This is a genomic window from uncultured Hymenobacter sp. (assembly GCF_964242765.1).
In the GTDB taxonomy this organism is placed as follows: domain Bacteria; phylum Bacteroidota; class Bacteroidia; order Cytophagales; family Hymenobacteraceae; genus Hymenobacter.
The window spans coordinates 9,874-28,593 of record NZ_CAXTBM010000018.1 but is presented as its reverse complement, the minus strand read 5'-3'; the positions used below and the strand labels follow the sequence as shown (position 1 = coordinate 28,593).

At 57.2% G+C, this 18,720-nt stretch carries 14 protein-coding genes; 3 read left to right on the top strand and 11 right to left on the bottom strand.

Annotated features, from left to right (window positions below; all coding sequences use genetic code 11):
* Nucleotides 1-61: 61 nt before the first annotated feature.
* Together ACFE7X_RS09715 and dnaG are read right to left on the bottom strand one after the other, a co-directional pair.
* Entirely contained in the window at nucleotides 62-1,081 is a 1,020-nt protein-coding gene (locus ACFE7X_RS09715) for a potassium channel family protein (protein WP_375435483.1), read from the bottom strand.
* A 146-nt stretch (nucleotides 1,082-1,227) separates the two neighbouring features.
* A complete protein-coding gene (gene dnaG / locus ACFE7X_RS09710) occupies nucleotides 1,228-3,279 on the bottom strand; it encodes a DNA primase (protein WP_375435482.1) in 2,052 nt (683 codons plus the stop codon).
* A 225-nt stretch (nucleotides 3,280-3,504) separates the two neighbouring features.
* On the opposite strand from dnaG, the gene ACFE7X_RS09705 reads away from it, so the two are divergent.
* Nucleotides 3,505-4,605 (top strand): Mrp/NBP35 family ATP-binding protein, encoded by a 1,101-nt coding sequence (locus tag ACFE7X_RS09705; RefSeq protein ID WP_375435481.1) that lies wholly within the window; start codon nucleotides 3,505-3,507, stop codon nucleotides 4,603-4,605.
* A 241-nt stretch (nucleotides 4,606-4,846) separates the two neighbouring features.
* Nucleotides 4,847-5,182: a NifU family protein gene (locus ACFE7X_RS09700; RefSeq protein ID WP_375435480.1), complete on the top strand. Its 336-nt coding sequence runs from the start codon at nucleotides 4,847-4,849 to the stop codon at nucleotides 5,180-5,182.
* Nucleotides 5,183-5,383: 201 nt separating this feature from the next.
* Here ACFE7X_RS09700 and ACFE7X_RS09695 read toward each other — a convergent pair whose 3' ends face one another.
* Nucleotides 5,384-6,148 (bottom strand): hypothetical protein, encoded by a 765-nt coding sequence (locus tag ACFE7X_RS09695; protein ID WP_375435479.1) that lies wholly within the window; start codon nucleotides 6,146-6,148, stop codon nucleotides 5,384-5,386.
* 211 nt (nucleotides 6,149-6,359) lie between these two features.
* Here ACFE7X_RS09695 and fahA point away from each other — a divergent pair, with 211 nt between their 5' ends.
* Entirely contained in the window at nucleotides 6,360-7,646 is a 1,287-nt protein-coding gene (fahA, locus tag ACFE7X_RS09690) for a fumarylacetoacetase (protein WP_375435478.1), read from the top strand.
* A 221-nt stretch (nucleotides 7,647-7,867) separates the two neighbouring features.
* Here the strand turns inward: fahA and cobC are convergent, their stop codons facing one another.
* The 8 genes from cobC to ACFE7X_RS09650 form a co-directional block, all read right to left on the bottom strand.
* Nucleotides 7,868-8,446, bottom strand: coding sequence for an alpha-ribazole phosphatase family protein (cobC, locus tag ACFE7X_RS09685; protein WP_375435477.1), 579 nt, complete (start codon nucleotides 8,444-8,446; stop codon nucleotides 7,868-7,870).
* Between the two features lie 277 nt (nucleotides 8,447-8,723).
* The gene (gene acs, locus ACFE7X_RS09680) at nucleotides 8,724-10,649 is read right to left on the bottom strand and encodes an acetate--CoA ligase (protein WP_375435476.1); all 1,926 of its coding nucleotides are present in this window, start codon (nucleotides 10,647-10,649) and stop codon (nucleotides 8,724-8,726) included.
* 195 nt (nucleotides 10,650-10,844) lie between these two features.
* Complete coding sequence (locus ACFE7X_RS09675; RefSeq protein ID WP_375435475.1) at nucleotides 10,845-11,243, bottom strand: response regulator transcription factor; 399 nt, start codon at nucleotides 11,241-11,243, stop codon at nucleotides 10,845-10,847.
* 84 nt (nucleotides 11,244-11,327) lie between these two features.
* Nucleotides 11,328-14,102: an ATP-binding protein gene (locus ACFE7X_RS09670; protein WP_375435474.1), complete on the bottom strand. Its 2,775-nt coding sequence runs from the start codon at nucleotides 14,100-14,102 to the stop codon at nucleotides 11,328-11,330.
* Between the two features lie 174 nt (nucleotides 14,103-14,276).
* Nucleotides 14,277-14,498: a hypothetical protein gene (locus ACFE7X_RS09665; protein WP_375435473.1), complete on the bottom strand. Its 222-nt coding sequence runs from the start codon at nucleotides 14,496-14,498 to the stop codon at nucleotides 14,277-14,279.
* A gap of 289 nt (nucleotides 14,499-14,787) precedes the next feature.
* Nucleotides 14,788-16,311 carry an MFS transporter gene (locus tag ACFE7X_RS09660; RefSeq protein WP_375435472.1) on the bottom strand — a complete coding sequence of 508 codons (1,524 nt, stop codon included), beginning with the start codon at nucleotides 16,309-16,311 and terminating at the stop codon, nucleotides 14,788-14,790.
* Nucleotides 16,312-16,442: 131 nt separating this feature from the next.
* Nucleotides 16,443-17,996, bottom strand: coding sequence for a hypothetical protein (locus ACFE7X_RS09655; protein ID WP_375435471.1), 1,554 nt, complete (start codon nucleotides 17,994-17,996; stop codon nucleotides 16,443-16,445).
* A gap of 146 nt (nucleotides 17,997-18,142) precedes the next feature.
* Nucleotides 18,143-18,565 carry a hypothetical protein gene (locus ACFE7X_RS09650; protein WP_375435470.1) on the bottom strand — a complete coding sequence of 141 codons (423 nt, stop codon included), beginning with the start codon at nucleotides 18,563-18,565 and terminating at the stop codon, nucleotides 18,143-18,145.
* Nucleotides 18,566-18,720 lie beyond the last annotated feature (155 nt).

Below are 18,720 nucleotides of genomic sequence, written 5' to 3'. Positions count from 1 at the left end.
TAAGCCGCTACGCGGCTACCCCCGAACTTAGGCAGCTTGGCTTCTGGCTTTTGCTTACCGCCTATGCTCGAAACAGCTTGACTAGCGCGTTTATCTGCTCATCGGTGCCCAAGAACAAGAGCACGTCGCCGGGTACGGGCACGGTGTCGGCGCTGGGGCTCACTTGCAGCTCGCCGTCGTGGTGCTTGAGGCCGATGACGGTGGCCCCGGTGCGGGAACGGATATCTAGCTCCCGAATGCTGCGGGCGCGCCACTCGTAGCGCAGCTCTTCGGGGCGCATTTCTTCGAGCCGGAGCTTGTGGGGGCCCAGCCCGGAAATCATATCCAGGAACCGGATTACTTCGGGGCGCATCACTAGGTTGGCCATGTGCGAGCCGCCTATTTCGTCGGGCATCACCACCGAATCGGCACCGGCGCGCAGCAGCTTGTGCTCACTGGTTTTGAGGCTGGCGCGGGCAATGATTTTGATGGTGGGATTTAGCTCGCGGGCCGTGAGGGCCACAAACACGTTGTCGGCATCTTTGGGCAGGGCGGTGATGAGGGCGCGGGCCCGCGACACACCCGCGGCCCGCAGGGTGTCGTCGGCAGTAGCATCACCGAACACGGCCAGAATAGTGCCCCCATTGGATTCGCCGGCTGCTTTCAGCAGTGTCTCGTCTTGCTCGACTATAACCACCTGGGCCCCGCTGGCCCGCAATTCGTGGTAGGCTTTGCTGCCGTTGCGCCCAAAGCCGCACACAATTACGTGGTCTTTGAAGCCGCGAATTTCCTGGTCGTTCCGAAGCATATTGAACATGTTGCGCAGCTCGCCATCAAAAATGTAGGTGGTCAGCACCGACAAGAGATAGGCAACAACGAGCAGATTAAAGAAAATGTAAAGCGAAACAAACAGCCGCCCCTGCGCCGACAAGGGATGTAACTCCCCAAAGCCGACCGTGGAAACGGTAATCATGGTCATGTAAAAAGCATCAGCCAAGCTGAACCCCTCAATGACCATGAACCCGGCAATACCGGTCCCAAAGCTGCCGATGGTCAGCAGCACCGCCAGCAAAAATCGGCTTAGGTTAAGACGCTTCCACATGCTTCAATTAAAAATTATGAATTAAGAATTAACAATTGACCTTTCTATTTAGAATCGGCGTGGTTGCCAGCAGGCTATGTGTAGGCTTACTTAGAAATGCAGGTTCACTTGACAAGCCAATTCTTAATTCTTAATTTTTAATTGAATCAGGCTCCGCGGGAAAGCACGGTGCCAAGTAGCTTGGCTAGCTCGTTGTCCATTTGCTTGAGGGCCCGGATAGTTTGCAGGTGCTCCATCATGGTAGCATCATCGAGCGGGTGACGCAAGGCTTCGAGGCGGGCGGACAACTCCCGCTCCACGTTCACTTTGTTGAGGCGCAAAATGGCGTTGTCGCAGGCAATTTGCAGCAAATCCAGCTCGCGGGGCACATGAATCTGGTGGGTGGTCCAGTTGGGGCTTAGCTCGTACCGCTCGGTGGCCAGCTCGGCAATCAGCGCCCGGATATCGGAGCGGCTGTGCTGGATCAGGGTGCGGATTTCCGGCCAGCGGCCCTGGGTTAGCTCCTCACGGCACAGGTGCAGCAGGTCGGCGTAGACTGGCGTTTTGAAAGGCGTGTCGTCGAGCTGCCCGAACAGGTACTGCGCCACGCTGACCTCCGGGGCCAGCGGCTGCGCCGAGTAGAGCAGCAGCAGGCGCACCACTTCCCGCTCGCACTGCTCCTGCACGTCGGGTATGGGCTCTAGTTCCTCACGCGGCGCGACGCTGACGGCGCCGTTGCCTTGCAAATCCTCAGGGGAGGCACCGTACATCAACGCCTCGGCTTCCTCCTCCGGACTTAGAGCTGTTTTTCGTTGTTCGTTGCTCGTTGTTCGGGCCGTGCTTGCAGCGGGGCTGCTGCCATTGCTGGTCGGGGCCGCGGGTTTCGGGCTGGCTTGCCGGGCAATTTTGTTGTACTCGGTGATAAGGACTTGCTCGTCGATGCCGAAGGTCTGCGAGGTTTGCTGCAAAAACACCTGCCGCTTGATCGGGTCCGGCACTTTGGCAATGCTTTGCAGCACCTCCCGAATGGCTTCGGCTTTCTTCACCGGGTCTTGGGCCGCTTCGCGGGAAACGAGGTCGGTTTTGAACTGGATAAAGTCTTGGCTGGCCTGGTCGAGGTGCTCCTTGAACTTCTGGTCGCCTACTTTGCGGATGTAGCTGTCGGGGTCGTCGCCGTCGGGGAACAGCACGACGCGCACGTTCAGGCCACCTTCGAGCAGCATGTCAATCCCGCGCAACGAGGCCCGGATACCAGCCGCGTCGCCGTCGTAGAGCACCGTTACGTTGTCGGTGTAGCGCTTGATGAGGCGGATTTGGCCGTCAGTGAGCGAGGTACCCGACGAGGCCACCACATTTTTGATGCCGCCCTGGTGCAAGCTCAGCACGTCGAGGTAGCCTTCCACCAAGTAGCACAGCTCCTCGGTCCGGATAGCCTGCCGGGCGTGGTAAAGCCCATAAAGCACATCGGACTTATGATATATCTCAGACTCCGGTGAGTTCAGGTACTTGGCCGTCTTGTCGTTGGGCTTAAGCGTGCGCGCCCCAAACCCAATCACGCGCCCCGACACGTTGTGAATCGGGAACATGACGCGGCCCCGGAAACGGTCGTAGCGGCGGCCGGTATCCTGGCCCTGGTCGTCTTCGCGCCGCACTACGAGGCCGGTTTTTTCCAAGTACTTCTGTTCGAAGCCCGCAGCCGTGGCCGACTTCAGCAAATCGTCCCACTGGTCGAGGGAGTAGCCTAGCTCAAAGGTGGCAATGGTGGTTTGATTGAGGCCGCGCTGGCGCAGGTAACTCCCGCCGATGCTCTGGCCTTCGTCGCTTTTTTGCAGCAGCTTGTGGTAGTGGTCCTTGGCCCAGTTGGACACGATGAACTGCGAGTCCTTTTCGTTTTGGGCGAGCTGCTGCTCGGGCGTTTTTTCCTCTTCCTCGACCTCGATGCCGTACTTCTTGGCCAGGTACTTCAGGGCCTCCACGTAGCTGGTGCCCTCGATGTCCATGATGAACTGCACCACCCCGCCCGCTTTGCCGCACCCGAAGCACTTGTAGAGTCCCTTGGCTGGCGCCACCGAAAAGCTCGGCGACTTTTCGTGATGAAACGGGCAGCAGGCCCACATGTTCTGGCCTTTCCGCTTCAAGCTCACAAAATCACCCACCACCTCCACAATATCGGCGTGGTGAATAATTTGATCGACTAGTTCTTTGGGGATGCGGGCCATACTGGCGGCAAAGGTAGGCAGGATGCAGTGCGAAGTAATGCGCCACCGTGTAGAGACGCGACACTTCGCGTCTCGGCGTCATAACAACTAAAACTGCGCACTCCAAACAACATCAGCACGATTCAAGACGCGAAGTGCCGCGTCTCTACAATTGCAGATACCCTAACTTCTACCCTGTTTCCAGGTTATCTTTGTGCTTCGTATTCGCATTTCCCTTCTCTCGATATGGCTATTACCCAAGAAGACGTCCTGAAGGCCCTCAGCTACGTGGAGGAGCCTGATTTAGGCAAAGACCTCGTAACGCTCAACATGATTGAGGACGTGCACATCGACGGCCGCACCGTGTCGTTTACGGTGGTCCTCACCACGCCAGCTTGCCCACTTAAAGAGCTGATTCACAACGCCTGCGTCCGGGCCATCCACACCATGGTAGACAAAGACGCCGACGTGCAAATCAAGATGACCTCGCGCGTGACCACCATGCGCCAAAACCGCGACATCCTGCCCGGCGTGCGCAATATCATTGCTATTGCCTCGGGCAAAGGCGGCGTGGGCAAAAGCACCGTTACGGCCAACCTGGCCATTGCCTTAGCCAAAACCGGCGCCAAAGTTGGGTTGGTAGACGCCGATATTTCGGGCCCGAGCATGCCGCTGATGTTTGGCGTGGAAGATGCCCGTCCGCACGTATACCGCACTCCCGACGGCCGCAACCTGATTGAGCCCATCGAGGCCTACGGCGTAAAGCTGATGAGCATCGGCTTTCTGGCGCCCGCCGAAAGCGCCATCGTGTGGCGGGGCCCCATGGCATCATCGGCGCTCAAGCAGTTTATCACGGAAGTGGATTGGGGCGAGCTAGACTACCTGCTCCTCGACATGCCCCCCGGCACCTCCGACATTCACCTGACCATGGTGCAAACCGTGCCCGTTACCGGCTCGCTCATCGTGACCACGCCGCAGAAAGTGGCCCTGGCCGATGCTGAGAAAGGCTTGCAGATGTTCCGCCTGCCCCAAATCAACGTGCCGGTGCTCGGCATCGTGGAAAACATGGCGTGGTTCACCCCCGCCGAGCTACCCGAAAACAAGTACTTCATCTTCGGGGAAGGCGGCGGCACGGCCTTAGCTGAAAAGCACCAGGTGCCCCTACTCGGCCAGATTCCGCTGGTGCAAAGCATCCGCGAAAACGGCGACCAAGGCACCCCGGCTATTCTGCAAAGCGGCACTCCCGCCGCTGATGTGTTCGGCCAACTCGCCGAGGAACTGGCCCGGCAAGTGTCTATCCGCAACGCCATAGCTCCTAAAACGAATATTGTAGAAATGAATTCGTAGCGGCCGTAACGCGGAAATCTGTTCCGCGACGAGCAGCGCGTGTATCCCGCGTTGGCGCAAGTGGCGCGGTATCCAGATACTCGCGCTGCTCGTCGCGGAACAGATTTCCGCGTTAGCGGCTTCGGCAACCTTGCTGCATTAAACTTGGTTTACTTTTTACTCGCCAGAAGCCTTACCTTTGCATTACCTCATGGTTGACTTGCATCTATGGAAGCAGGTGAGCTATTAAAATCAGTGATTTATGACGCATTCCGCTGCCGTAGAAGACCATCCACTCCTTTCGCGTATCGAGTTGGCGCTGGACAGCATCCGCCCGTATCTGGCGGCTGATGGCGGCAACGTACGGGTACTGGAAATCACAGAGAATATGGTGTTGCGCCTGGAGTTGCTCGGGGCCTGCGGTACCTGCCCCATGTCGCCGATGACGCTCAAAGCCGGCGTAGAAGAGTCGGTGAAAAAAGCCGTTCCCGAAATTCGGGCTGTAGAAGCCATCAACATCACGCCGATGTCAGAGCAGCCGGCTGGGCAGACTGGTCACCCTGTTTCCCCTGCTCCGGTACCGACCCCGCAGTTTTAAGCTTACTTATTTAATACGGCGCGCCCCGCTCCTACTGGTTTCCGGTAGAAGCGGGGCGTTTTGGTTTTGGAGGGATGAAATGTAAGAGCTTTTGAAAAACATCAGGTTTGACTAACCTATAGAATATAGAAGCAAAATAGCGTTTTGCTGTTGAATGCCTGATATTAAGCCGCAGTGTTATAAACACACTGTTAGCTGATATTAAACAGTTTCTGGAACATCTTCACCTTTACTTGAGTCATTACCATCTAAATAAGAATTTTCTTTCAGTAGTACATAAAGTTCATCCCATAATAGAGGCTGTTTTACAACAGATAAAATTGACTTTGCTTTGAGATATATTTCTTTTGCATTTATTTTATTCCCAAAATAAAATTCTGCTCTAGAAAACATTATAAACGTATCACATAGCTCTCTTAATCTAACACTGTTAGATATATTAATTGTATTATACTCTAGTATGTGTACTACATCTTCAAATATTTTTTCACCCTCTTCATGCCTTCCAGTTTGATATAAAAAACGTGCATATCCACGCATATTGAAAATTAACTCAATACTTTTTGGTGACATTTGTAATGCTTGCAAGAAATATCGATCTGCTCTGTCGTGCATGCCACCAGCAATACAAGCTTGGGCTATTGTAGATAAATCAATATGATCTATATACTTTGGAATATCTTTTATTAAGAATTCAGCTCTTGCGATTAAATAACGCCTACGAGTATTGAAGTTTCTTCTAATATCATAAATTTTATTCGTCAATACTTTCCCTTCCATCTCAATCTTGGCAATAGCAATATTTGTCTCTACAATCTCTTTCATTACTTCGGTTAGTTCCTTCCTAAATGTCCTGAGATTATCTCTTTGTTTATGTAAAATATTTACAAAAAATGTTGTCCCAGATAGCAAAAGCGCTACCGAGCTGAGAGTTATAGTTATTAGGTCTTTCGTTTCTAGTGGCATGTTAGTTTAATTATTAAAATTCAAGCAATCTAATTAGTAGCTAATATTTGTATTGCCGCTACTACTCCCAAAACTGTAGTTGTAACCGGCAATGGGAGATATAGGTTAAGATATAAGGTTCAGTTGGATTTAGCTAACCTTCTGTTGAGTTTGCTCGTCATTTGGCGGGCGGCTTTACCTTTACCGTCTCTACCAGCACCCCGATTCCTATATGTCCAGCCTTAATGACCCCGCGCTCCGCTCCTGGATTGATATTCCGCCCCTCAGTGATTTTCCCATTCAAAACTTGCCGTTTGGCGTGTTTGAAACCGAGGAGCGGGGCCCGCGCCTCGGAGTAGCCATTGGGGAGTACGTGCTGGATTTGTACGCCGTGGCGCAGTTCGGTTTTCTGTCGGATCTGGACTTGGGGCCAAAGATGCCGAAAGTGTTTCGCCGCCGCTCACTCAACCAGTTTATTGCGCTGGGTCGGCCGGCTTGGCGGGCCGTGCGCCAGCGCGTAAGCGAGTTGCTGCGCCACGACAATCCCGCTATTTCTGGTAGTTTGGAAGTGATGCGCGAGTGCCTGGTTCGCCAGAGCGAGGTGAAAATGCTGCGGCCGGTGAAGCCCCATAACTACACCGATTTCTACAGCAGCATCGAGCACGCCACCAACGTGGGCATGATGTTCCGCGACCCGGCCAATGCCTTGCTGCCCAACTGGCGCCACCTGCCCGTCGGCTACCACGGGCGCGCCAGCAGCATTGTGGTGTCGGGCACCAACATTCGCCGGCCCAACGGGCAGCGCAAAGCCCCTGATGCCGCCGCGCCCTCGTTCGGTCCGTCGCAGCAGTTGGATTTCGAGCTGGAAATGGCGTTTGTCGTGGGTCAGGGCACCGCGCTGGGCGACAGTATCCCACTGCAATACGCTGAAGACTACATTTTTGGGCTGGTGCTGTTCAACGACTGGAGCGCGCGCGACATTCAGAGTTGGGAGTACGTGCCGCTCGGGCCGTTTCTGGGCAAGAGCTTCGGCAGCAGCGTATCGCCGTGGGTGGTTACGCTCGATGCGCTGGAGCCGTTCCGCGTGCCCGGCCCGGTGCAGGAACCCGAACCGCTGCTCTACCTGCGCCAGCTCGATGCGCACAACTTAGACATCAACCTGGAAGTCGGTATCCAGCCCGAAGGCAGTTCCGAAACCATCGTTTCCCGCTCGAACTTCCAGCACCTGTACTGGAGCATGGCCCAGCAACTCACCCACCAAAGCAGCAACGGCTGCAACCTCGAAGTCGGCGACTTGTACGCTTCCGGCACCATCAGCGGCCCCACTCCCGACTCGCTCGGCTCGATGCTGGAACTCGCTTGGCGCGGCACCCGCCCCGTCGTCCTGGCCAGCGGGGAAGAGCGCCGCTTCCTGCACGACGGCGACACCGTGACCATGCGCGGCTTCTGCGAAAAGAACGGTATCCGCATCGGTTTCGGGGAGGTGACGGGCACTATTCTGCCGGCCTCGGGAAGCTAAATGGCGGTAGCGCGAAGCCTGCGCTTCGCGCATCGCTGAACAACCGAGAGGAAGCATTCGATTAAGTACTGAGACCTAAGTAATAAGCATTTAGAAGCAAGACAGACAATTGATTTATAGTTTTTTGTGTCTAGTCTCACTACTTACGTCTTACTACTTAATCGTCGTTCAACATCAGCAACGATACGCGAAGCTCAGGCTTCGCGCTACAGCCTCACGAGCTACGCGTTGGTGTACGCCACGTTGAAGCGGCCTTGGCTGTGGCGCACTTTCGAGATAGAGCCGTAGTCGATATCCAGCCGGAAGGCATTGGCCAGCGGCAGCCCTAAACAGTGGCACAGCAAGCTTCGAATAACCACGGAATGGCAGAAAACCAGGGCCACCGGCGGGGCGTCAGGCTGCGCTAGCACGTCGTTGAGGAAGGCTGTGGTGCGGGCTTGCACGTCGAGCAGACTTTCGCCGCCGGGCGCTGGCACCTGCACGTAGTCGGCCCGCCAGGCGTCTAGCTCCGCGGCGGGCAACGTGTTCCAGGGTTGCAGCTCCCATCGGCCAAAGTCGTATTCCCGCAGCCGGTCGTCGAAGTGGATGGGGCCGGGCACCAGGGCTTCGGCCAGGCAGCGGCAACGGGTGAGCGGACTGCTGTAGGTTGCTACCGGACCCGCCGCTAGCACCGGAGCCAGCCGGGTGCGCACGGCGGCCTCGTCTTCCAAGTAGGTGGTGGCGACGGGTACATCGGAGCCGCCGTAGCAAATGCCAGCCGCCGTGGCCACCCGGGTATGCCGAATCAAGTATAACTCCATAGTTGAGAGCAGAAAAACAGGTGTGCCACTACCGCCGCCCCTGGTTGGGTACGCTCAATCAGAGGCCGGTACAACAGTGGCTGGCTACTGGTTGAGCGCCCGAAGGTGGAAGCCGGGCCGAAGGCAGGTTTTGGCCTGAAGGTACTGGAGCAAAGTGGAAAGAGTTCGGGGAGCTTCGCTTCGCGCACCGCCCAAGCTAGCATCAAACACGACATCCTTTATAAGCAAAAAGGGCCGCTGGTATGCACCAACAGCCCTTTTTGCTTGTATGCCTCTCCTACTTCCGGCCGCTGATAATGTCGTCGACTACGCCCGGGTCGAGCAGCGTGGTGGTGTCGCCGAGGTTGGACGTGTCGCCTTCGGCTACTTTGCGCAGGATGCGGCGCATGATTTTGCCGGAACGGGTTTTCGGCAGGCCCGACACAATTTGAATCTTGTCGGGCTTGGCGATTTTGCCGATTTCGGCCACGATGGTTTCAATGATGCTGGCCTCGATGTGCGCCTTGTCGGTTTCCCGGATGCCTTCGCCTTCGTGGCAGATAACGTAGGCGTAGATGCCCTGGCCTTTCACGTCGTGCGGGTAGCCCACCACGGCCGACTCCACCACGCTGGGGTTTTGGTTGATGGCGTTTTCGATTTCGGCGGTACCGAACCGGTGGCCGCTCACGTTTATCACGTCATCGACGCGGCCAATGATGCGGTAGAGGCCTTGCTCGTCGCGGCGGGCGCCGTCGCCGGTGAAGTAGTAGCCGGGGTAGGGCGCGAAGTAGGTTTGGCGGGCGCGCTCATGGTCGCCGTAGGTGGTGCGGATGATGCCGGGCCAGCTGTTCTTGATGGCCAGGTAGCCTTCCTCGCCGTTGCCTTCAATCTCCTTGCCTTCCTGCGAAAGCAGCACCGGCAACACGCCGGGCAGCGGCAAGCCGGCGCGGGCCGGTACGCTCGGCGTGATGCCCGCCAGCGCCGAAATCATGATGCCGCCGGTTTCGGTTTGCCACCAGGTATCCACAATGGGACAGCGCTCCTTGCCCACGTGCTGGTAGTACCAGTACCAGGCTTCCTCGTTGATGGGCTCCCCGACCGAACCCAGCACCCGCAACGAATCCAGCGAGTAGCTCAGCACGTTGTCGAGCGGGGCGGCCATCAAGCTGCGAATAGCGGTAGGCGCCGTGTAAAACACGCTCACTGAGTGCTTGTCGATAACCTCCCAAAAGCGGCCAGGGCTCGGATACGTTGGCACGCCCTCGAACATGAGCGTGGTAGCGCCCGACAGCAGCGGACCGTAAAGCAGGTACGAGTGGCCCGTTACCCACCCGATGTCGGCGGTGCACCAGTAGATGTCGTTTTCTTCCACCTGAAACACGTTGCGAAAGGTGTAATCAATCCAGACCATATAGCCGGCCGTGCTGTGCACCACACCTTTGGGCTTGCCGGTGCTGCCCGAGGTGTAGAGAATGAAGAGCGGATCTTCGGCGTCCATTTCCTCGGCGGGACAGGTTTTAGCCACGTCTTCGGCTTCTTCGTGGTACCACACGTCGCGGCCTTCTTTCATTTGCACGGGCCAGCCTAGGTGCTCGACCACAATCACGCGGCGCACCGAGGGGCAACTTTCCAGGGCCTCGTCCACGACGCGCTTCACCGGAATCTGTTTGGCGCCGCGGTTTAGGCCATCGGCTGTGAGCACCACAGTGGCTTGCGCGTCGTTCACTCGGTCGGCAATGGCGGTGGCGGAGAAGCCAGCAAACACCACGGAATGCACCGCCCCAATGCGGGCGCAGGCCAGCACGGCAATGGCGAGCTGCGGAATCATGGGCATATACAGGCACACCCGGTCGCCTTTCTCGACGCCGTTGTTGTGCAGCACGTTGGCAAACTTGCACACCTCCTGGTGCAGTTCGCGGTAGGTGAGGCGCAGGTGGCGCGTATGGGGGTCGTTGGGCTCGTAGATGATGGCCAGCTTGTTGCCGCGCGTTGCGAGGTGGCGGTCCAGACAGTTTTCGGTGATGTTGAGGCGGGCGCCCCCAAACCACTCGTTTTTGCCAGCGGCCATGTCGGATTCGAGCACCTTGTCCCACTTGCGGCGCCAGGTGAACGGCTCGGCCATCTCCGCCCAAAACTGTTCGGGATTTGCTATGCTGCGGCTATAAGCATCTTGGTACTCTTCAAGGGTCCGGATGCGGGCATGTTTGGTGGGTGAGTCGGGCATGGGAATGGTGAGTTTGTGAAGTGGTGAAGTGGTGAGTTGTGGTTTTGGTGGGGGACCTCACCCCCTAGCCCCCTTTCCTAAAGAGAAGGGGACTAGCTTTCTAGTTTTTCTAAATTAAATCAGGCAAAAGACTAGAATCTAACTCTAGAGTTAGTTCCCCTCTCTTTTATTCCGCGCATCAAGCGACGAAGGGGATTAGGAAGTGAGGTCTGTTTGAGGATGTGGGGCGGCGAGCAGTTCCCGAACTTTTGCCATGAGTTGGCGAGTGCTGAAGGGCTTGGGAATGTAGAGGTCGGCGCCGGCTTCGTAGCCTTTTTGAATGTCGGCATCTTTGGTTTTGGCGGAGAGGAAGATGATTTTGGTGGCGGCCCGATCAGGGCGGGCTTTGATGTGGTGGCAGACCTGATAGCCATCAACATCCGGCATCATAATATCGAGCAACACAATATTTATAGGAGTACGGTCCACGGCTTCGAGGGCCTCGGTGCCATTGCGGGCAATGCTGACGGCGTAGCCATTTTTGCGCATGAGAAATTCGAGCGACATCACAATGTTGGGTTCATCATCCACGATCAATATGTGAGGAGCAGACATGGGTTGGAGTTCTGAGTGCTGAACTGCTTGTTCTAAATTTCTGACTGTCAGTTGTAACCTATGCTTGGGGCGTTGCGGCCGGCATCATACCTCGTGCTGAGCTTCCACCGGCAGCTCCACCGAAAACCGGGCGCCTTGATCGGGCTGGCTTTCCACCCAGATACGGCCGGCGTGCAGCTCCACTATCTTTTTGGTGATGGCTAGGCCAAGGCCTGAGCCTTCGGGCTTGCGCATGGTTTGATTTTTAGCTTGAAAAAACTTGTCGAAGATGAGGGTGTGGAAGGCGGCTTCGATGCCCTTGCCGTTGTCTTGCACCACGAGGCGCAGCGTGGCGGGCATACCGGCCGGCGCCGCGGGCAGTTCGGCGGCCACCCGGATGTAGCCGCTGCCATCGGCCCGGCACGACTTGATGGCATTGCTCAACAGGTTCACGAGTACCTGCATCAGCCGGTCACGGTCGGCGGAGAGTTGGGGCAAACCGGGCGGCACTGCCACATCCAGCTGAATCTGCTTGTCGCGCAGCAGTTGCCCCACCGACTCGATGGCGTCGTTGAGGATTTCCACCGGGTCGAGCGGCTCCCGGTCGAGGGTGGCTTTGCCGGACTCGTACTTCTCTAAGTCCAGCACCAGCGAGATAAGCCGGCTCAGGCGCTCCGACTCCCGCGTGATAGTCAGTAGAAAGCGTTGGCGCTCTTCTTGTTCCAGATCGGGATTATCGGTCAGGATTTCCGACAAGGCCCGGATGCTGGTCAGGGGCGTGCGCAACTCGTGCGTGACGGTGGCCAGAAATTCGTCTTTGTCGTGGTCTAGTTCCTGCAACTGGTCGTAGGCGGCGCGCAGCTCGTCGGTGAGGCGCTGAAGCTGCCGCTGCTGCTTTTGCAACTGGCGGTTCACTTCGAGCAACTGCTGGCTTTCGCGCAGAATACCAACCACGTTGTCGAAGCTGATGTCCTCCACGCCTACCGACGAGGACAGCAGCAGCCGGGCCGAGGCCGGGCCGATGCTGCCAGCCAGCAGCTTCTCGGAATACGCCAGCAGGCGCGGGTCGGCTTGGGGCGGGGTTACTCCGTCGGCGGGGTGCGCATCGGGAAACCGCTCGGCAAAGGCGTGTAGAGCCTGCGAAGCGCGTTTTTTACCTAAGAAGCCGTTCAGCAACGCCCGCACGTCGGGCAGCGGGGCGGCCCCCAGCCAACCGGCCGGCCCTTCAAACACGTTGCGGTAGTGGAACACGCCCACGAAGATGTCGGCCTGCCGCTGCTCGAGCGCCGAAGGGCCCCGCAGCAGCGAAACGCCCACGTAGAAGCCGATGTTGAAAAACCAGCTCCAAAACAGGCCGTGCGAGAGGTAATCGAGTCCTTCTAGATTGAACAGGGCGAAGGGTCGCAGGCTTTGCCAGTTGAAGAGGCCGTTGGAAAGTAGCGTTTCGCTTAGCATGCCAGGTCCCACCATCGTAGGCACCACCAACGTAAAAAACCACACCACAAACCCCGCCAAAATACCCGCCGTGGCCCCTTGCCGGTTACCGCCCTTCCAGTAGAGCCCGCCGAGCACCACCGGCACAAACTGCGCCACCGCCGCAAACGACACCAGCCCGATATTGACCAGCGGCAGCAGATGGCCAACCTCAATGTAGTAGCCGTACGCCAGCAGCAGCACCAGCACCACCGCCAGCCGGCGGCTGTTCAGGGCCACTTGGCCGAGGTAGGCAAACCAGTTGGGTCCCTCGGTTTGGGTGGCCGGAATGCGCACGAGCAGCGGCATAAGCAGGTGGTTGCTCATCATCACGCTCAAGGCAATGGTTTCCACGATAATCATGGACGAAGCCGCCGACAGCCCCCCGATGTAGATAAACAAGGCCAGCCACGGGTGCCCCGCCTGCATCGGCAAGGCCAGCACAAACGTGTCGGCGTCGAAGCTCGGGCCCGACAGCAGCCGGCCCCCGAAAGCCAGCGGCAGCACAAACAGGTTGATGACGATAAGGTAGAGCGGAAACAGCCACATGGCTTTGCGCAGGTGGTCTTCGTTGACATTCTCGACCACTGACACTTGAAACTGCCGCGGCAGCACCAAAATAGCGGCCATGCTCAGCACGAGCAGCGTAAACCATTGCCCGCTGCTCGTGCCCGCCCCATCGAGCGTGAACAGCCGACTCAACTCGGGCACGGCCGCCGCTTGCGTAAACACATCCTCCACCCCGTCGAAGAGTCCGAACGTCACGAAGGCGCCGGCCGCCAGAAACGCGACCAGCTTCACGAGGCTTTCCAGGGCCACGGCCAGCACCATGCCTTCGTGCCGCTCGGTGGCCTCGATGGAGCGCACCCCAAATATGATGGTAAAGAAAGCCAGCGCCACCGTCGTGTAGAACGCCGAACTGGCCGCCGTGGCTTCTAGCGGCAGTTGCAAAGCAACAGGGCCGCGGGTGATGATGTCGAAAGAGGTGGCAATGGCCTTGATTTGCAGCGAAATGTAGGGCACGATGCCAAGCACGCATACCACCGTAGCCAATGCCCCCAGCGAGGCACTTTTGCCGTAGCGAGCCGAAATGAAATCGGCAATGGACGTGAGGCGCTGCAAGCGGCAAATCCGGATGATTTTGCGCAGCACCAGCCACGCGGCCGGCGCCATCAGGGTGGGCCCCAAGTAGATACCGACAAACTCCAGCCCGAAATTCGCCGCCCGCCCCACCGACCCATAGTAGGTCCAGGCGGTGCAGTACACGGCCATGCTCAGCGCGTACACATACGGGTTGTTTACGAGGCTGCTCCGTGCCGATCCGGCCCGCCGCTCGGCCGCGTACGCCACCCCGAAGAGCAGCGCCAAGTAGCCGAACGAAAAGCCAATAACCAGCAGCTTGGACATGATTTCAATTGAAAATTGTTAATTAAAAAATCAAATTAAAGACCACCATTCCCTGTTCTTTTCGGCATTCCGTGCATACAAGTCGGGGATAAATCTGAGTGCAATTGCTGGGCAGATTTCGCGCGGATTCCTCGTTTTTCTGAAAGACGGGCGGCATTTTCAATTCGTTAATTCTCAATTTTTAACTGACTTCACCAGCCAGGCCGTGAGAACCACCAACGTGAGCCAGGCCAGCAGTACGTAGAGGTAGAGCACGGGCACGCCCCCTACCCGGCCGTCGTGGTTGAAAACGGCCAGCAGCGGAAAATTCAGCAGCACCCCAAACAGCAAGCTCACAAACAACAGCCGCTGCCCGCGGCGCTGCTCGGTTTGCTCTTGCGGAGACATTGGTAGCATAGGATTTCTGTTTTGGGAAGGGCAAAGCCTACGGAAGCTAACAGTTTTGCTGGAAATCAAATTGCCAACACGCAGTACTGCTGTGCCGCCCGCTGACGCAGCCAACCTAACCACCGCGCCGCCCGCAGCAGGACGGTCAGTTGGCCGCGTTGACAAGCCGCGCGCTTCGGTTCCGCCTGGCCTGGACCGCCGTTCGTGACACAAGAAAGTCCGCTGGACCAGGGCCCAACGGACTTTCCAGGAAGGGCTGTGAACACCAGCCAGTTAACCCGCCGGCTTATCGTTGGGGCTATCGAACGTCGCCGGAGCCGTCTTCCATCAAACGCACATTGCGCACGTCTTTCATCAACGCCTGGCCAATAAACCAGCAGAGCAAGGCGATGATAACTGGGTAAAGCAAGCCAGCAAAGCTGCTGTATTCCTTGAGCAGTGTGCCTTCGGGCATAGCGGCGGCGCGCAGCGTAAGCGCCGTAGCAATGAACGGCACAAACCCGCCGAATACGCCGTTGCCGATGTGGTAGGGCAGCGAGAGGGACGTGTAGCGCACTTTGGTTGGAAACAACTCCACCAAGTAAGCGGCAATCGGACCGTAGGCCATCGTCACGAACAGCACCAGGCAGAACACAAGGATGGTCATGGGCACGAGGCTAGGCGAGAGGGCCTTCATGACGGCGGGCACAACTTTGCCGGTGGCATCTACGGTGGCAGCCGTTACTTCCGTGAGCGGGCCGGCAAAGGCTTTGAGGCCGTAGAAAATCGGGATGGTAAACAGCGCCCCACACAGCAGCCCCATCATAATAATTTTCTTGCGCCCAATACGGTCCGAGAGGCTACCGAAATACACGAAGAACGGCGTGGCGAGCAGTAGCGCAATGCAGAGCACCAAGCTGGCATCCACGAGGTCCAGCTTCAGCGAGTTTTGCATAAAGGAATACGCATAAAACTGACCGGTGTACCACACTACTCCCTGGCCCATGGTGGCGCCAAACAGCGAAATAAGTACCAGACGACGGTTTACAGGATTCACGAATGACTCGCGCAGTGGGTTAGTACTCGTCTTGCCCTCCGCCTTGGCTTTGGCAAACAGAGGCGACTCGTGCAGCTTGCGCCGGATGTAATACGAGGCAATAACCAGCGCCCCCGAAAGCAGGAACGGAATACGCCAGCCCCACTCCTTGAAGGCTTCTTCCCCGAGGCTCTTGCGGGTGGCAATAATAACCAGCACGCTCAAAAACAGGCCGGCCGTGGCCGTAATCTGAATAAAGGAGGTGTAGTAGCCGCGCTTGTTGTCGGGGGCGTGCTCGGCCACGTAGGTGGTAGCCCCGCCGTACTCGCCACCCAGCGCCAAGCCTTGCAGCAAACGCAGCAGCGTGACGATGATGGGCGCGGCCACGCCAATTTTGTCGTAGCTCGGAATGAGGCCCGTCACGAACGTAGCCCCGCCCATAATGAGCAAGGTGAGCAGAAACGTGTACTTACGGCCAATCATGTCGCCGATGCGGCCGAAGAACACGGCACCAAACGGCCGCACCACAAAGCCGGCCCCAAACACGGCCAACGTGCCCAGAATGGTATCTTCAATCTTGCCCGTCGAGCCAAACAGCACCGGCCCGATGATGGCAGCCAGGGAGCCGAAGATGTAGAAGTCGTACCACTCGATTACGGTGCCCACCGACGAAGCGGTAATTACCTGCCAGATTTTGCTGGTCGGGGTGGTGTTGTTATCGTGGGCTACAGCGTCGTTGGCAGCGCCCGCAAGAGGTGCCGCCCCCGTGTATGCCCCTGAGTCACGATTGGGGAGGTTCTGGTTCATGATGAATGATGGGTGTTTTTGAGAGTAATACAGAATCGTGAGGTGATGAAAGGGGAAGCAGTGAATTTGCCGTTTCCTTGGCAGAGTTTGCGCAGGCAGCACGTCAACGCACTAGTTCACTATCTCACCTCCTACAAGAATACTTGCGTTTGCAGCGTGATTTCCGGGCGGTATTTCACGTTGTTGATCAAGGCGCCGTTCGGAACCCCTCCTTGGTCGCTGAAGTCGGGGCGGGCGCGGTAGTTGAGCGTGACTTTGGCATTGTGGCCATCGAGCAGCACATTCACGCCGGCATCGTACACGTTCACGCCGGCTCTTTCGCCGTTGCTCTTGCGCAAGCCCTCGTAGCTGCTGTGCAAATAGGCGATGTAGGGCTGCAACCGCACTTTTGGGCCCAGCGTGTTCTGGGGCAGCAGAAACCCGGCGTTCAGGTACTGCGCATTACCCGTGCCCGACTGCGGGTAGGCATTGCCGCGGATAGCGGCCGCGCCGTAGCCGGGGTTTTCGCCGCCCACGTAGCGCACATAGTTCGGTCCGAAATCGTATCTGTAATACACGCCGTAGAAGGTCAGCGCCGTCCGCGAAGCCGTATCCAGGGGCACGTCATAGAATACATCGGCCCCGAAAAGCTTGATGTCGTGCTTGCGGGTGGGCACGGCGGTGTACAAATCCGTACCCGGCGTCAGGGCAGACAGTGTCCGGGCGTCGCTCGTGGGCCGTGAGAACATACCGTCTTGGTTGTACATGAAGCCGGTTCCGATGCTCAGTACGCGCTTGGTGCCTAAGTAAGTACCCTGGTAATAGGGCAACAAGTTGGCTTCGGGCTCCAGAAAGTTATAATTGAAGTAGCCCTGATACACGTGGCTGGTGTTCTGCGGATTGTACTGGGCCACATTGCTGCCCGTATTCACGCCGGCTTCCGTAGTACCCAGGCCCAGCGGGTTGCCGACCTGCGCGCCCCCCACCACATAGTTGGCGTTGGTAGGCAGGTTGGTCAAAAACGGGTCGCTCATCGACACGCGGTAGTCGAACTTGCCAATGCGGCCCTTGGCAAATACCCCGAGGTAGCGGGCAAACTGATCGAGGGCGTCGATAGTGGGGAAGTTGGTGAGCGGGAAGTCCATGGCCAGCATGTTGACGGTGCTGGCGCTGCTCAGGCGCGAAATGCCATTGTAATAGTGCAGGCCCGCCCCCAGGCTGAGGTACTTGTTTACTTTGTACTCGGTCACGGCTTCGTGAATGAAAAACTGGGGCTTTTTGCCGTCCGTCGTGGCGTTTACGCCCCCACTCACGTTGTTTTGGTTGTTGATACCCAGGTGCGTGTACACCAAGAAACGGGGGTTGAGCTGCGCCAGAATCACCAGGCGCGAGCGGCGGATACCAAAGTCCACCTGGCTTTCCTTGGGCTTGTTGGGACCACGCAGGGTGCCGGTATTGTTTTCGTTGTAGCGGGTATAAATTTGCGACCAAAGCAGGAACCGCAGGTATTTCGAGCCGTCGGGCGAGAGGTTGACTTTCATTCCCGGGCCGTAGGGAACCGGTTTAGCAGCCGTCGGCGTGGCGGGCGGCGCCGCCGGGGCGGCGGGCGGGGGTGCTTGGCCGGCAGGTGGGGTTATTACCTGAGCCGAAGCTCCGGCAGCAGTCAACAGCGCACTAAGCGCCAGCGCGTAACGGGCGTTTCGCATAGAAGGGGTGGTGGGAAGGTGTAAGGTGGGAATTGGTTGAGCGCACCCGATGCGCCGTTGCGGCCTTGTTGGGTGCGCTCAACCAAGTAGCAAAACCTTCCGGCAGAAGTCACGCCCTTGCTATATTTCTGCTAACCGCTATAGCCTTACCCCTGCCGAAACCGCTCCCACCGAATCATCATGTACTTGTCGCCTAGTTCGGTTACCACCAACCCGGCCCCTTTCAAGTTGTTGGAATCCTGAAAGAACTCATTCAACTCTTTCTGGTTTAGTATTTTATAGGTCGGGTGATAGTCGGTTTGGCGGGGAGCTTTCATACCGTATTTCTTCACCCAGTTCATCACGCTTACGTGGCTCACCCCTAGCAGCCGTTCTATTTCGCGGTAGCTAACGCCCTCTACATACAGCTGCAAAGCCTTGATAACGTAGTAGGAATTGATTTCTTTGCCGGCCTTGGCCACCGAGTAGTGGTAGCCACAGTTCTTGCACTTATACCGTTGCCGACCACCCACTACCCCACTTTTGGTGGCTTCCTTCGATTCGCATTTCGGACAAGCAAGCTGAGCCATGACAAAGTAAGTGAGGACTTACACTAAAAAACCTATAGCTATTTAGTAAAGATATAGTAAATCAGCAAAGATATAGCACTCTGCCACCTAAAAGTTTAACTCACTGGAAAATAACGCCACACTAAACAGCTTCGGCGAAATCTACACAAACAAAG